The organism is Collimonas antrihumi (genome assembly GCF_018304965.1).
In the GTDB taxonomy this organism is placed as follows: Bacteria; Pseudomonadota; Gammaproteobacteria; order Burkholderiales; family Burkholderiaceae_D; genus Collimonas; species Collimonas antrihumi.
Map to the genome: position 1 here is coordinate 89,508 of NZ_JAGQED010000001.1, position 14,045 is coordinate 103,552.

The following is a 14,045-nucleotide window of genomic DNA, read 5'->3' on the forward strand; positions in this document are numbered from 1 at the left end:
CTGAAGGCAATGCTCGCCGCAAAGGGAAGTAACGTTGCCAGGTTTCTGACGGGCTCCATACAAACCTCCAATCAAATTTTCACTTGCAAAATGCAAGTGTAGACTTGCATTTTGCAAGTATTTTCGATAAAGTCAAGGAATGAATAGCAAAAATCCGATGCCGTCTCAACCACCGTTACGCAGGAGCTTCTGTGCCGCGCGCTAAGCAGGGTGCTACCCCTCATCGAAACAACGCGAGTTCGGATCAAAACGAGAATCGTCGCTCGGTATGCCCGATCGCGTGCACCTTGGACCTTTTTGGCGACAAGTGGACTCTGCTTGTAGTTCGGGATTTGATGCACGGCAAGTCGCATTTCAAGGATTTCCTCGCGTCACCGGAGAGAATCGCGACTAATATCCTGGCCGAGCGACTTGCCCGGCTTTCTGCCAACGGTCTTGTCGAACGCTATTCGTCCAGCGATATTGCCGGCAGGGAGGCGTATCGATTGACTGAGAAAGGACGTTCGCTCCGTGAGTTGATGGCTCAGATCAAGGCTTGGGGACTGGATCACATTGATGGAACTGATGCACGGCTGCAGACTGATAGCTCGAAATTTCTATAATCGACGTTGACCCGCCAACTCGCTGGCAACCCCAAAACATTGCTCATCGGCGAAGATGAAAGGTTGAGCAGGCGTTGCCCATTGCCTCCATTATCTGAACGTCTCGGATGAAGAATGATTTAACAACTCGCGGCTTGGCTGCAAGTTGCTGCATGAACCTGATCCTGAGCTGATTCGGCTTGAACCCGAAGATATCCATCTATACTACAAGCTTGAGTAATACAACTGCTGTTGGTCTGTGGGCAACTGCCATCGCCGTAAGCCACAACCTGCAAGCGACAGGAAATAAAGCATATGAAACGACGTAAACTGATGAAATCCTTATTGGCCATTGGCGCGCTGGTTGTTGCAACTACCGCCTGGGCAGGTTACAACATCTGGTCCAATGAATATACGTTTTCGCAAAAGCAACTGCAGACCGCTATCGACAGCAGATTTCCGCAACAGCTGCGCTATGCGGAGGTGTTCAATGTCGGCCTGAGGAATCCGCACCTGACCCTCAATCCGGCGCAAAACCGTGTGCTCACGCGGGTGAATGTCAGCGTGGTTAGTCCGCTGCTGCTGGCCGCGCCGTTGAATGGCACTATTACTTTGAGTAGCGCCCTCAAATATGACAAGGCGACCCGCGCTATCCTGCTGGATAATCCGACAGTCGATAATATCGATTTCAACGGTATCCCCGCGCAATACAAACCGCAGCTGAGCCAGATCGGCGCCGCCGTGGCGGAACAGGTATTGAAGGATTATCCGATCCATACGTTTACCAGCGACGAGCTGCGTTTAAGCGGGAAGACCTTTGAGCCCGGTGCGATCACAGTGCAGTCTGAGGGCATTGCGGTAGAAATCAACGAGACTTGATAAATGTCGATTTGGTGTAAGCCACGCTGAAGCCGGCGAGCGTGCAGCTGGCGTCGTGAAATCAAGTGTGGGTAATAGTATCTGATGTATCCGAGTAGATCATTTGCCGCGACTCCCCCATCAAGAACGCGCGGTTAGGTTCAATCACTTCACGCAGGTAACGCCAGAGTGCAGCAACCCGCGCTACATTGCGGGTTTCGGTGGCGGCTACCAGCCAGAACGCACGTTGGATATCGACCTGGCCATCCAGCACTGGCACCAGATCGTCGCTTTGCTGGGCCAGAAAGCAGGGCAGGATCGCCAGCCCCCGGCCGCTGCGGGCGGCGGTGTATTGGGCAATCACGCTGGTGCTGCGAAAGGCGCGGAATGCCGCCGGCGCGACATTGTCCTTGTAGCGCAGTTCTTCGCTGAACACCAGATCGTCAACGTAGCCGATGAAGGCATGGCTGTTTAGATCCTGCACCGTCTTGATCGGCGCGTGATTTGCCAGGTAAGACGGCGTGGCGTACAGCTTCAGCAGATAATCAGTCAGTTTGGTGACCACGTAATTGCCGCTTTGCGGACGTTCGATGGTGACGCCGATGTCTGCTTCGCGCTTGGACAGGTTGACGAAGCGCGGCACCGGCAGCAGGTCGACGGTGATATGCGGATGCCGTGCGCAAAAATGCGCCAGATGCGGCGCCAGCACAAAAGTGCCGAAACCTTCGGTGGCGCCGAGCCGGACTTGTCCCGACAGCAGGCGGTTGTGGCCGCTCAGTTCTTCAGCGGCGGCATACACCGTACTTTCAACCCGTTCCGCATATTCGATCAGGCGGTGGCCCTCGGCGGTCAGCGTGTAACCCTGGTTATTGCGTTCGAACAGCTGGCTGCCCACTTGTTCTTCAAAGCGGCGCATGCGGCGCGAGACGGTCGAGTGGTCGATGCCGAGTTTTTTGGCCGCTTCGACCAGCCCCTGGCTGCGCGTCAGCTCCAGGAAGACGCGCAGATTATCCCAATCCAGCAAGGCGTTTGCCGATTTCACCGATTTCATTTGTGCCTCCATGCTGTGCATAAATGCAAAGCTATTGTGGAATATTACCTATTGTTCCAATAATAATGCACATGCAGAATGTCCCTACAGGAAATTTCATAAAAATCGATGTAGGGTGGGCACGCATGCCCACCCTACAAAACAGGAGACGACGATGTTGATAAGGCGCCACCAGCTGCTTGCACCATGTTCTGCCGTGATCTTTTCGTTAATGGGTTTGCTGGCTGGAGGCAATGCCTTGGCCCAAGACAGCGACGTCTACAAGGTTGGCATCCTGACCGACATGTCAGGGCCGTATTCGGCGATGGGCGGGCCGGGTTCGGTGGTGGCGGCCAAGATGGCGATCGAGGATTGCATGAAGGCAGAATGCAAGGGCATGAAAATCGAATTGCTTACTGCAGACCATCAAAACAAGGCTGACATCGGCGCCTCCAAGGCACGTGAATGGATCGACCGCGACAAGGTCGACGCCATCGCCGACCTGACCAATTCTTCAGTGGCACTTGCTGTGCAACGCCTAGTCCGCGACAAGGGCGGCATCGCCATGTACAGCGGCCCGGCAACTACCGTGCTGACCAATGCGGAATGCGCGCCTGGCGGCTTCCATTGGATGTTCGATACGTACTCGCAAGCAGCCGGGGCGGCAGCCGCATTGACCAAGATGGGACAGAAATCCTGGTACTTTGTCACCGTCGATTACGCCTTCGGCCAGTCGCTGGAAAAAGATGCCGGCGATGTCGTCAAGAGCCTGGGCGGTACCGTGGTCGGATCGATTCGCCATCCCTTGAACGCCAGCGATCTGTCGTCATTCCTGCTGCAGGCACAGAGTTCGAAGGCGCAAGTAATCGGCCTGGCCAATGGCGGCCAGGACACTGTCAATGCGATCAAGCAGGCACGTTCGTTTGGCGTCGGTACCAAGAACCAGCGCCTGGCGGCGTTGCTGGTGTTCTTGTCGGATGTGCATGCACTCGGCCTGAACGATGCGCAAGGCCTGGTCTATACCGATGGTTTCTATTGGGATTACGATAACGATACGCGCGCTTTTTCCAAGCGTTTCGAAACACTCTATAAAGGCAACAAGCCGACCATGGTGCATGCCGGCGTCTATTCCAGCGTCTATCACTACCTGAAAGCGGCGGCCGCTACCAAATCGCACGATTGGAAAGTTGTGACTCAGAAAATGCGTGAAATCCCTATCCACGACGCCGTCATGCGCAATGCCTCTATCCGTCCGGATGGCCGCGTGATCCATGACATGTATCTGTACCAGGTTAAAACGCCGGCCGAATCGAAAGCGCCTTGGGATTACCTGAAGCTGCTATCGACGATTCCGGCGCAGCAGGCTTTCAAACCGATGGATGCTTCCTGTTCTTTGGTTAAGTAAGGCAAACACGGCAGGGTGTCCTATGCTGTAAATAGAGTCGGCAAGAACACCGTTTATCTTTTAATTGCAATTGTCATTGTTGAAGGAAGTCATCATGTCAGCTACTAATATTCCGAATGTTCCTCTGTACATCGGCGGCAAAACCGTCCAGTCCACCAGCACCGAATGGCGCGATGTCCTCAATCCGGCAACCCAGGAAGTAGTGGCGCGGGTGCCGTTCGCCACCAAGGCAGAAGTCGATCATGCGGTGGCCAATGCCAAGCAAGCGTTTGCCAGCTGGCGCAATACATCGCTGGCGCAGCGCATGCGCATCATGCTCAAGTTCCAGCAGCTGTTGCGCGAGAACATGGCGCCGCTGGCCGAGCTGATTACCCGTGAGCACGGCAAGACCTTGCCGGATGCCGAGGGCGAAGTCATGCGTGGCCTGGAAGTAGTCGAGCACGCCTGTTCCATCACTTCGCTGCAACTGGGCGAGCTGGCGGAAAACGCGGCTACCGGCGTGGATGTCTACACCATCAACCAGCCGATCGGCGTCGGCGCCGGTATCACGGCGTTCAATTTCCCGGTGATGCTGCCGTGCTTCATGTTCCCGGTGGCGGTAGCTTGCGGCAATACGTTCATCTTGAAGCCATCCGAACAAGATCCTTCATCGTCGCTGTTCCTGGTAGAACTGGCGCAACAGGCGGGCTTGCCACCGGGTGTGTTGAACGTGGTGCATGGCGGCCCTGATGTCGCCAACATGCTCTGCGATCATCCTGACATCAAGGCGATTTCCTTCATCGGTTCGACCGGCGTCGGCACCCATATTTACCGCCGCGCCAGCGAGGCTGGCAAGCGTGCGCAATGCATGATGGGAGCGAAAAACCATTGCATCGTGCTGCCTGACGCTAACAAGGATCAAGCGATCAACAATTTGCTGGGCGCGGCGTTTGGCGCGGCCGGCCAACGCTGCATGGCTAACTCGATGGTGCTGCTGGTCGGTAAGGCGCGCTCTTGGCTGCCGGAAATCGTCGAACGTTCACGCGGCCTGAAAATCGGCCCGGGCAGTGATCGTAAGGCGGACCTCGGGCCGATGGTGTCGAAGGCTGCCAAGACACGTACCGAGCGCCTGATCGGAACCGGCGTGGAGCAGGGCGCGCAGTTGCTGCTGGATGGCCGCAACTGCCAGGTGGACGGTTACCCCGACGGCAATTTCGTCGGCCCCACCGTTTTTGCCGGCGTCACCGCTGAAATGGATATCTATAAGCAAGAGATTTTCGGACCGGCCATGTGCGTTGTCGAGCTGGAAACGCTGGACGAGGCGATTGCTTTCATTAACGCCAATCCGAACGGTAACGGCACTTCGATCTTCACTTCGTCTGGCTGGGCCGCACGCAAGTTCCAGAACGAGATCGATGTCGGCCAGGTCGGCATCAATGTGCCGATCCCGGTACCGGTAGCGTATTTCAGCTTTACCGGTTCGCGCGCCTCCAAGCTGGGCGACCTCGGCCCTAACGGCAAACAGGCGGTGCAATTCTGGACCCAGACCAAGACCGTGACTGCGCGGTGGTTTGCACCGGATGCGGATGGCGGCGAAATCAACACGACGATTTCCATGAAGTGATGCCGGGGTGCAGATCGGGTTGCAGATCGGATTACAGGTAAGTCACGGGAGATATTGATATGAGTAGCGAAATCGTTTTTATCGGCCTCGGCCATATGGGTTTGCCGATGGCGCTGAATCTGGTGAAAGCCGGCTGCCGGGTCAGCGGCCATGATCTGGTGGCCGCCAGCGTCGAGCAGTTCGTCGCCGGTGGCGGCAATACCGGCAACGATCTGGCGGCTGCACTTGGCGCCGCCAAGGTCATCATCACGATGCTGCCGGCCAGCCGTCATGTCGAAGGGGCTTATCTGGGGGGCAGCGGCATCCTGGCGCAGGCTGCGCCGGATGCCTTGCTGATCGATTGCTCGACTATCGCTCCCGACGCTGCCCGCAAGGTGGCGGCCGCGGCGCGCGATAAAGGCTTTGTCATGCTCGATGCGCCGGTTTCGGGCGGCACTGCGGGCGCTGCAGCCGGCACGCTGACCTTCATGGTCGGCGGCTCGGATGAAGGTTTTGCATTGGCCAAGCCTTATCTGGAAAAGATGGGCAAGGCGATTTTCCATGCCGGCGACAATGGCAGCGGTCAAACCGTCAAGGTATGCAACAACATGCTGCTGGGGATTCTGATGATCGGCACATCCGAAGCGATCAGGCTGGGCATGGCGAACGGCATGGATCCTAAGGTATTGTCGGAAATCATGGCGAAAAGCTCAGGCCGCAACTGGGCTTTGGAGGTGTATAACCCTTGTCCCGGCGTGATGGAAAATGCGCCGGCATCCAAGGGTTACAGTGGCGGTTTCGGTGTCGATCTGATGTTGAAGGATTTGGGGCTGGCAGTGGAAAATTCCCTGTCCACCGGCAGCAGCGTGCCGCTAGGCGCACTGGCTCGCAATCTGTACGACATCCACAGCAAGAGCGGCGCCGGCGGGCTGGATTTTTCCAGTATTTTCAATATGCTGGCTAAGGCTGAGCAAGCCAAATGAGCTGAATTTTGACCGGGCGTTGCGCCCTGCCGTACGCGATTGTCACGGCAAGGCGCAGCGCTTTTCATTACCAGCTGTCCAGTACGCGAGCCAGGCGCATCACGGTTACACCCGGACCGAGGTGACGTAATGACGGCATGATGATCACGCAGTCGTCATAAGGCGTTACAACTTCGCGCTCGCCATCACGCGCGATGACGGTGCCGGCGCGTTCAATCAGTTCCAATCCCCGGAAATCCTGCGTGAATTCGAGATCCATCGTGTCTGCCAGCACCGCTTGCGTTACCTGCAGGACCTGTTGCGCCGCAGGTTTTGCTTGCTTCATGAACTCCGTTAAATCTGTTGCTGCGACCACACCGGTCGTGATCAGGAAGCGAGATGCTGCATCCAGCGCGACGTCCTTGCTGCGAAGTGAAAAATGCTGCCCGGTCTCGATCAGCAAGGCGTTCTTCGGGCTGGCCGCATCGCCGAAGTCGCCATAGTCGCGCAGCCGCGTGCCGTTTGCATGGCCGGCGTCGACGATCACGTGTTCGGGGACACCGACATCGACAGCAAACTGGATACCTTTGGCCAATGGCCCGCTTAACATCAGCGGCGGGGCTTCTTCGTGCATGGAGTGCAAGTCCAACAAGAAATCGACACTGTCGATAATCGGCCGTAAAGCGCGTGCCCGGCGCAGTTCCTGCGAGTCGTCGCTGCAATCCAGCCGTGCTGCGGACCAGACGCGGTTCATGTCTTCATCGATGAAGCGGCTTGCATCCGGGTTGCTGCTATCGAAACGACGATAGGCCTCTACATTTGCGAAACCAAGCGTGAGGCGGCCTTTAACCGGACGTATGCCCGATCGCAGGAACCGGTCCACGGTAATGGCGCCGCTCACTTCGTTGCCGTGGGTTAGCGCCAGGATCATGGCATGCGGGCCGGCCACACCGCTGTCGAAGGTGTGGATGTAATCGACGCCCGTGTTTCCGGCTTGCCATTCTCCGATATCGGGAAAATTTACCTCGATCGGATATTCCGGCAACTTTGCACGAATCTGTTCCAGGGTTTTCATTAACGTTGCTCCTGTTCGAAAATCCAAATGGATTTCATGAATTGAAAGAGGGGAGGTTCAGACCGGACCGCGTCGCGCCATCCGGCGGCCGAGCGCCAGTACGGCCACAATGCTGATCAAAGCCGTTGCCATCACATAAAAACTAGGCGCCAGCTTGCTTCCGCTGAAGGCAATCATCCAGGTGACGATCAACGGTGCAAAGCCGCCAAACAAGGTGACCGAAAAGTTATAGCTGAGGGCGAGTCCGGTGCCGCGGGTGCTGGTCGGAAAGATGTCCGACAACATCGCAGGGATCGGTCCGAGGCATGCCGCAATCAGCAGACCCACCAGGCCCTGGACCAACATCAAGGTACCGACCGACGGCCAGGTTATCAATAGCAGGAACAAGGGATAGGAAGTACAAGCTATCGTCAGCATCGCAATCGACAGGACGCGGAAACGGCCGTAGCGATCCGACAGCGCACCAAACACCGGCGCGCTGACCATCAGGACAAGCCCGGTCACCATCGCACTGAGAAATGAAGAGGTAGCCGGGATATGCAATTGTTTCAGTGCGTAAGTCGGCATGTACAATTTGTGAACGTAGTTGAACGCGGTCGCGCCCGAGACAACGCCTATGCCCAGCAGCAGATTGATGCGGTCACGCACCAGCACAACTTTCAATGGCGATTTCTCAGGCTTGACTGCAGCAATTTTCTTGAACTCCGGGGTCTCGTCGATCTGGCTGCGTATGTACATACCGACCGGTCCGATCAACAAACCGATGCCGAATGCGATCCGCCAGCCCCAGTCATTGACTTGGCTATCTGTCAGCGTGTAGCTTAAAAGCGCACTGACGCCGGCGGCAAATACGGTTGCCAGCCCCTGTGTCGATAACTGCCAGCTGGCAAAGAAACCCCTTCGTTTGGCATCTGCATGTTCGACCATGAATGCGGTCGCTGCGCCGAATTCGCCGCCGGTGGAAAAGCCTTGCAGCATGCGGGCCACGATCACGATCAGCGGCGACGCAATGCCGATTTGTGCATAGGTCGGGGCAAATACAATCATTGCCGTGCCGATCATCATGATGAAGATTGACGCTGTCAGCGATGCTTTGCGTCCGGCCCGGTCGGCATACGAGCCAAGGATGATGGCGCCGAGAGGGCGCATGATGAATGAAATCCCGAAGGTGCCGACGCTCAGCAGCAAGGAAGTGGTTTCGTTCGCCGCCGGGAAGAACGTCTTGCCGATCACAATCGCGAAATAGCCATAGATCAGCAAATCATAAAATTCGAGTGCGTTGCCGATGCTGGCGGCGCAAATTTCTTTCCAGGGATTGTGCGGTTTGCTGATCGGCAAGCTGCGTGCTCCCGATGTTCGTGGTTGTGATGACATGCGATAGCTCCAGAATTGTAGTTATTGCGCTTCGTCGGTTGCAGAAATTGCACGACGGGACGCTTTATTTTTGAAAATTTGTGGAAGTATAGGGAGCGTGCCGCAGCACCAATTGCCGTTTCGGCACAAGTTTGTGCTTTTTATTTTGATTGCGGTATCGTGCTTGTCATCATCATTGCTACAGCGGCGAGCGCAGCTTGCTATTCGTCATCGATGACATCTGCAGAAACACCTTCCCAGATCGCATTGACTAGCGCATTGGTGTTACCCCGCATGCGATAGAGAGAAATATCGAAACTGACGCGCATGTCGGCATCGCCAACCAGCAACAGGTTGCCCTGCTTCAAATCTTCCTGCACCAGCCGTTGCGGCAGCCATGCCAGGCCGGCGCCGCGCTTGGCCATTTCCAGAATCGACTCATAGGAATCGGCCTGGTAGACCATGCGTAGCGATAATTTTTGCGGCAAGCTGGCCAGGTGCTTGGCGAGCACGCCGCGTAGCGTCAGCGACTGGGAAAAAGCCAGCCAGGGAATCGGTGTTGTCGTGTCGCTGGCGGGCAACCGGAATTTGGGAAGTCCCTTGGCATCCGATGCACTGACCGGCAATAGCACCTCGCGCGCCAGTGTGACGGATTCGTAACGCTGTGGATCGATCAACAAGCGCGTGGTAGGGCTGGAATAGATCACCAGCAAATCGACATCGCCACTCGACAAGCGCAAGATGACCTCTTGCGCGCCGCCCGTGCTGACGGAGACGGGGAAGGGGCCGAAGCGTTGGTTGATCGTTTCATACCAGCCGGGGAAAAAGGTGCGTGCCAGGGTACGGCCGGTGGCGACACGCAAGACTTCCTCGGGATGCTGGGCCGTATCTTGCAATTGCGCCCGGACCGCGTGCAAGACGTCGATCGTATGCGTTGCGGCATCGAGAAACAGAAAACCAGCTGGCGTCAGGGACAACGGCTGGGTGCGGGCAACCAGTTCCGCACCCACCCATTGCTCCAATGCGTGGATGCGGCGGCCGAAGGCCGGATGTGTGACAAAGCGGTTTTCCGCAGCGCGGGAAAAACTGCGTGTCCGAGCTAACTCGACAAAATCCTCAAGCCAGGTCAATTGCATTTTTACCCTGTCAATTTAATTGATGTGAGTTGATGTAAATAGTTATCGACGCATTGTGACACCGGCAGGGCTTTCCGCGCTATCGATGCGCAGTAATGGAATTGTCCGGGCGCAACATCCATATAAGCTTATGCAACAAAATTAGTTGACCGGATTATCTGTATTGAATATAGTGACAGTATGAAATCCAGTCGATTTGCCGTGGCGGCACATATTTTGGTCAGCGTTGAATACGCTACCAGGGGTGGGGAAGTGTATTTCCCCTCCACCGCCATTGCTGCCAGCGTCAATACTAATCCGGTTTTTGTGCGAGAGCTGTTGCGCAAGTTGAGCAAGGCCGGCCTGGTGGTGACCAAGGAAGGCAAGGGCGGGGGTGTACAGCTGGCGCGGCCGGCCTCGGCCATCAACCTGGCCGAGATCTATCAGGCGGTGGAGGAGGGGCCGGTGCTGAAGCACAATACACGCTCCAAAGACCTTTGCTGTCCGGTTAGCTGCGGCATGGATATGGTGCTTGATCCGGTAGTGTCGGAAGTGGAGGACGCCATGCTGGAGATTTTGAAGGGCAGAAAATTGTGCGAACTGGTCAACAAGATCGCCGACAAGACTAAAGCGATGGCCCAAGCTGGAATGTAGTGGTTTTTTTTATCATTAACTGTATTTAATATTTATACAGTTAATTCGGTGGCGGGATCGATTTTGATCCCATTTTTATATTTTTAACTGTAGTTAAAAATAATACAGTTTAATCGAGGCCAGACAATACAGGAGTTTCACATGGAAAAAAATCTAGCGGCGATCAGCGCGCAAAACGACAGTCTTCTCGACATGCCTCTGCCGGATCAGCGCATCCATGCCAACAGCACGCCATCGCCGTTGCGTTCCTGGTTGTCGGTGGTGGCGGTGGCGATAGGCGCTTTCGCTTTTGTGACGACAGAATTCCTGCCGGTCGGCCTGCTGCCGCAAATCGCCCGCGATCTTGGCGTCTCACCCGGCACGGCTGGTTTGATGGTGACCACGCCCGGGGTTATCGCCGCGATCTCGGCTCCGACTCTGATGTTGGGAGCGGGGCGCATCAACCGCCGTTTGATCTTGCTGGCTTTGTCGGTCTTGCTGCTGGCTTCCAACCTGGTGTCGGCGATGGCTCCCGGCTTCGGCACGATGTTGCTGGGACGGGCCTTGCTGGGCGCGGCCCTTGGCGGTTTCTGGACGCTGGCGCTGGCGACTTCAGCGCGGCTGGTGCAGGAGCAGCACGCGGCCAAGGCAACCGCGATGATACTGACCGGGGTTACCTTCGCCACGGTGATTGGCGTGCCGCTCGGAACCTTCATCAGTACCCTGGCTTCCTGGCGCGCATCGTTTGTCGCCACCGGCGTGCTGGCTGCGGTAGCGCTGGCTGCGCAGGCGCTGCTGTTGCCATCGTTGCCGTCGAAAGCGGCGATACGCTTGAGCGATCTGCGCGCTTTGCTAAGCCGCGCCAATACCCGTAAAAGTTTGCTGATGGTGGCGCTGGTGTTTGGCGCTCACTTTTCGGCCTACACCTATGTCACGCCATTCCTGGTGCAAAGCGCAGGATTCAGCCTGCCTGCGATTACTACGGTATTGCTGGGCTTCGGCTTTGTCGGTTTCGTGTCGAATTTTGTGATCTCGACCACCGTCAGCCGCAATTTGCAGCTGTCCTTGTTTGCCGTGGTGGCGATACTGATGGTGTCCCTGCTGGCACTGCCGTCGTTGCACTCTTCCCAAGCCGGGGTAGTGGTGATGATATTGGCGTGGGGCGTTGCATTCGGCGCTATCCCGTTATGCCTTAGCATCTGGCTGCAACTGTCTTCGCCGGATCTGCCGGAAGCCGGTTCTGCGCTGTTCGTCAGCATTGTGCAGGTAGCGATCGCAGTGGGTTCATCCACCGGCGGCGTGGTGGTCGATTCGCTCGGCATCCCGTCCACCTTGTGGCTAGGCGGCGCCCTGGCGCTGGCCGGTCTGGCGGTGATCTCCAGTTTCGGCTTCAATAACAAGAAGCTGGGCGAGATATTAAGCCAATAACTCGCTGTTCGAAGGGTGGGCATACATGCCCACCCTACAAGACCGGCGAAAAAAAACGCTGCCGATTACCGGCAGCGTTTTTTTGTAAGCGGGAAGGGTAAGTAACCCGTATTAACCGCGCTTCTTGAACTCGTTGGTACGTGTGTCGATTTCGATCAAGTCGTCCGAGCTGACAAACAACGGCACCATGACGATGTGCTGATTTGCTTCAATCGCGTTTTCGATCTTGGCTTCTTTCAGGACGTTGCCCGAAGTGTTGCCTTTAACTGCTGGCTCCGAGTAAACAACCTGGCGCACGATAGTGGTTGGCAGTTCGACCGAAATTGCCTTGCCGTCGTAAAACACGGCTTCGCATTCCATGCCGTCTTTCAGGTAGTGCAATGCATCACCCAGGTTTTCTTCTTCGATTTCATACTGTTCGTAATCGGCATCCATGAACACGAACAACGGATCGGCGAAATACGAATAGGTAACAGGCTTCTTGTCGAGTACAACTACGTCAAACTTGTCATCGCCACGGAACACGTTTTCCTGTGGGCTGTTTGTCAGAAGATTCTTCATCTTCCACTTGTAGGTGAAGCCCGTGCGGCTCGAACCGTTGACATCAGAGCGCAAAACGATCATTGGCTTACTGTCAACCATAATGATATTGCCGACACGAATTTCTTTTGCTGGTTTCATAGCGAATATAGGTAAAAAAGTAGGTTACATAAAAATCATCTGTAGCCCACTGGCAAAAAGCGCCGCAAGCCCACGTATGATTGAATTTTTAAATGCATCAAAAATTAGCCGTATATTTTAACCCATTTTTGAATATCTCTTACCGAACTGTTTCGGCAAACTTCAGTAAATTGGAGGTCAAGTCGCCATTTTCCCCCATTTGATGCTGCCAATCTGTGGACATGATGGCAATTTTTTGCATGTCGGCTTCAAATAGCGCCCATATTGCGGCCCAGTCCACCGCCTGTTTTGTGGCTTCATTCCAGCTCAACGAGAATTCGCTCAGGCTCTCTGTTGTAGCCGTGTAGCGTTCCAGGAACGCATTCAATTTAACGTGATGCAAGTCTTCGTCTTGCGGGTAGATATGCCAGATAAAAGGCTTGTCGGCCCATTGGGCGCGGACGAAGGAGTCTTCTCCTCGTACAAAATTGAGGTCGCATGCCCACAATAATTTGTCGTAGTCGGGCTGAGGGATAAAAGGCAGCACCCGCACGGTCAATGCGCCGCGGCTGGCGGTTGCCCCGGCTTGCGCCGCTCGCCCGAGGAATTTTTCGACGGCTTCGGCGGCGACGCCTTCGGGCACCAGGCAGGTAATTGCTTTGCCACCGTTTTGCCAAACATCAAATAGCGCCGAAACCGGCGCTTGCGGATAGCAAAACAAGGAGACCTTTAGAGACGCCATCTCTGCCGGTGTGACGCCAAACTGGCTGAGAAAAGATGCCACCGCAGTCGCATCTTGTTGAAACGCCTGACGCTGTTGCTCCAACCCTGATTCACGCAGCAAGCCGCCGGTTTTGCCGGTGAAGCCGGGAAAGAAGAAATATTTTGTCAAAGATCGCGATTGCGGCGACGGCAGCGCATGGCAACCTTCCACCCATTCTTCGGCGCTAAGACCTTCCAGGTTCAGCCACACCGGATGCGGTGTGCGCTCTGCCATCGCCGCAATATAAGCAGGCGGTATGTCGCAGGCAAAAAACTCGATCACGATGTCGGCCACGTCGGCGGCCGTAAACGCACCGTCTTGATCGCGCCAGTGGCGCACCGTCACGGTGCCAATCTGTTGTATCTCGCTGTCGACAGAGATTTCCGGGCAAATTCGCTGAAAGCTGCGCAAATCGTCGACCCACAAAGTCACGGCGATGCCATGTTCCTGTTCCAGTTGACGTGCCAGACGCCAGCAGATACCTATGTCGCCAAAGTTATCAACGACTTTGCAAAACAATGCCAGCGATGTTTGTGTTTTGTGATGATTCAAGATTCAAATTCCAACAGTAATGAGTTTTTTTGCTTTTTTCTACGGTCG

Annotated in this window: 13 protein-coding genes; 7 read left to right on the forward strand and 6 right to left on the reverse strand. The window is 55.7% G+C overall.

Annotated elements, in window-relative coordinates; genetic code table 11:
* Positions 1 to 191: 191 nt before the first annotated feature.
* On the forward strand, positions 192 to 602 hold the full coding sequence (locus KHU29_RS00440) for a winged helix-turn-helix transcriptional regulator (protein WP_343216012.1): 411 nt from the start codon (positions 192 to 194) through the stop codon (positions 600 to 602).
* 294 nt (positions 603 to 896) lie between these two features.
* The gene (locus KHU29_RS00445; protein WP_211450744.1) at positions 897 to 1,460 is read left to right on the forward strand and encodes a DUF1439 domain-containing protein; all 564 of its coding nucleotides are present in this window, start codon (positions 897 to 899) and stop codon (positions 1,458 to 1,460) included.
* Positions 1,461 to 1,521: 61 nt separating this feature from the next.
* On the opposite strand, the gene KHU29_RS00450 is transcribed toward KHU29_RS00445, so the two are convergent.
* The gene (locus tag KHU29_RS00450; protein WP_211451112.1) at positions 1,522 to 2,463 is read right to left on the reverse strand and encodes a LysR family transcriptional regulator; all 942 of its coding nucleotides are present in this window, start codon (positions 2,461 to 2,463) and stop codon (positions 1,522 to 1,524) included.
* Between the two features lie 238 nt (positions 2,464 to 2,701).
* On the opposite strand from KHU29_RS00450, the gene KHU29_RS00455 reads away from it, so the two are divergent.
* The 3 genes from KHU29_RS00455 to mmsB all read left to right on the forward strand — a co-directional run bounded on the left by KHU29_RS00455 (position 2,702) and on the right by mmsB (position 6,439).
* Positions 2,702 to 3,874 carry an ABC transporter substrate-binding protein gene (locus KHU29_RS00455; RefSeq protein WP_211451113.1) on the forward strand — a complete coding sequence of 391 codons (1,173 nt, stop codon included), beginning with the start codon at positions 2,702 to 2,704 and terminating at the stop codon, positions 3,872 to 3,874.
* 94 nt (positions 3,875 to 3,968) lie between these two features.
* A complete protein-coding gene (locus KHU29_RS00460) occupies positions 3,969 to 5,477 on the forward strand; it encodes a CoA-acylating methylmalonate-semialdehyde dehydrogenase (protein ID WP_211450745.1) in 1,509 nt (502 codons plus the stop codon).
* A gap of 59 nt (positions 5,478 to 5,536) precedes the next feature.
* Positions 5,537 to 6,439 carry a 3-hydroxyisobutyrate dehydrogenase gene (gene mmsB / locus KHU29_RS00465; RefSeq protein ID WP_211450746.1) on the forward strand — a complete coding sequence of 301 codons (903 nt, stop codon included), beginning with the start codon at positions 5,537 to 5,539 and terminating at the stop codon, positions 6,437 to 6,439.
* 67 nt (positions 6,440 to 6,506) lie between these two features.
* On the opposite strand, the gene KHU29_RS00470 is transcribed toward mmsB, so the two are convergent.
* The 3 genes from KHU29_RS00470 to KHU29_RS00480 form a co-directional block, all read right to left on the reverse strand.
* Entirely contained in the window at positions 6,507 to 7,493 is a 987-nt protein-coding gene (locus KHU29_RS00470; RefSeq protein WP_211450747.1) for a M14 family metallopeptidase, read from the reverse strand.
* Between the two features lie 57 nt (positions 7,494 to 7,550).
* Positions 7,551 to 8,867, reverse strand: a complete 1,317-nt coding sequence (locus tag KHU29_RS00475; protein WP_211450748.1) for an MFS transporter — start codon at positions 8,865 to 8,867, stop codon at positions 7,551 to 7,553.
* Between the two features lie 200 nt (positions 8,868 to 9,067).
* The gene (locus tag KHU29_RS00480; protein WP_211450749.1) at positions 9,068 to 9,982 is read right to left on the reverse strand and encodes a LysR family transcriptional regulator; all 915 of its coding nucleotides are present in this window, start codon (positions 9,980 to 9,982) and stop codon (positions 9,068 to 9,070) included.
* Positions 9,983 to 10,162: 180 nt separating this feature from the next.
* On the opposite strand from KHU29_RS00480, the gene KHU29_RS00485 reads away from it, so the two are divergent.
* Together KHU29_RS00485 and KHU29_RS00490 are read left to right on the forward strand one after the other, a co-directional pair.
* Positions 10,163 to 10,615 carry an Rrf2 family transcriptional regulator gene (locus KHU29_RS00485; RefSeq protein ID WP_211450750.1) on the forward strand — a complete coding sequence of 151 codons (453 nt, stop codon included), beginning with the start codon at positions 10,163 to 10,165 and terminating at the stop codon, positions 10,613 to 10,615.
* Between the two features lie 141 nt (positions 10,616 to 10,756).
* Positions 10,757 to 12,022, forward strand: coding sequence for an MFS transporter (locus KHU29_RS00490; RefSeq protein WP_425514429.1), 1,266 nt, complete (start codon positions 10,757 to 10,759; stop codon positions 12,020 to 12,022).
* Positions 12,023 to 12,133: 111 nt separating this feature from the next.
* Here KHU29_RS00490 and KHU29_RS00495 read toward each other — a convergent pair whose 3' ends face one another.
* Both KHU29_RS00495 and earP read right to left on the reverse strand, forming a co-directional pair.
* Positions 12,134 to 12,703 carry an elongation factor P gene (locus KHU29_RS00495; RefSeq protein WP_092356481.1) on the reverse strand — a complete coding sequence of 190 codons (570 nt, stop codon included), beginning with the start codon at positions 12,701 to 12,703 and terminating at the stop codon, positions 12,134 to 12,136.
* A 139-nt stretch (positions 12,704 to 12,842) separates the two neighbouring features.
* Complete coding sequence (gene earP, locus KHU29_RS00500) at positions 12,843 to 13,997, reverse strand: elongation factor P maturation arginine rhamnosyltransferase EarP (protein WP_211450751.1); 1,155 nt, start codon at positions 13,995 to 13,997, stop codon at positions 12,843 to 12,845.
* Positions 13,998 to 14,045 lie beyond the last annotated feature (48 nt).

Excerpts from the sequence above, each read along its gene's own strand:
- KHU29_RS00480 (WP_211450749.1), bottom strand. The coding sequence starts at position 9,982 with ATGCAATTGACCTGGCTTGAGGATTTTGTCGAGTTAGCTCGGACACGC.
- KHU29_RS00490 (WP_425514429.1), top strand. The coding sequence starts at position 10,757 with ATGGAAAAAAATCTAGCGGCGATCAGCGCGCAAAACGACAGTCTTCTC.
- KHU29_RS00455 (WP_211451113.1), top strand. The coding sequence starts at position 2,702 with ATGGGTTTGCTGGCTGGAGGCAATGCCTTGGCCCAAGACAGCGACGTC.
- KHU29_RS00445 (WP_211450744.1), top strand. The coding sequence starts at position 897 with ATGAAACGACGTAAACTGATGAAATCCTTATTGGCCATTGGCGCGCTG.
- KHU29_RS00475 (WP_211450748.1), bottom strand. The coding sequence starts at position 8,867 with ATGTCATCACAACCACGAACATCGGGAGCACGCAGCTTGCCGATCAGC.
- mmsB (WP_211450746.1), top strand. The coding sequence starts at position 5,537 with ATGAGTAGCGAAATCGTTTTTATCGGCCTCGGCCATATGGGTTTGCCG.
- KHU29_RS00470 (WP_211450747.1), bottom strand. The coding sequence starts at position 7,493 with ATGAAAACCCTGGAACAGATTCGTGCAAAGTTGCCGGAATATCCGATC.
- KHU29_RS00485 (WP_211450750.1), top strand. The coding sequence starts at position 10,163 with ATGAAATCCAGTCGATTTGCCGTGGCGGCACATATTTTGGTCAGCGTT.
- KHU29_RS00460 (WP_211450745.1), top strand. The coding sequence starts at position 3,969 with ATGTCAGCTACTAATATTCCGAATGTTCCTCTGTACATCGGCGGCAAA.
- KHU29_RS00495 (WP_092356481.1), bottom strand. The coding sequence starts at position 12,703 with ATGAAACCAGCAAAAGAAATTCGTGTCGGCAATATCATTATGGTTGAC.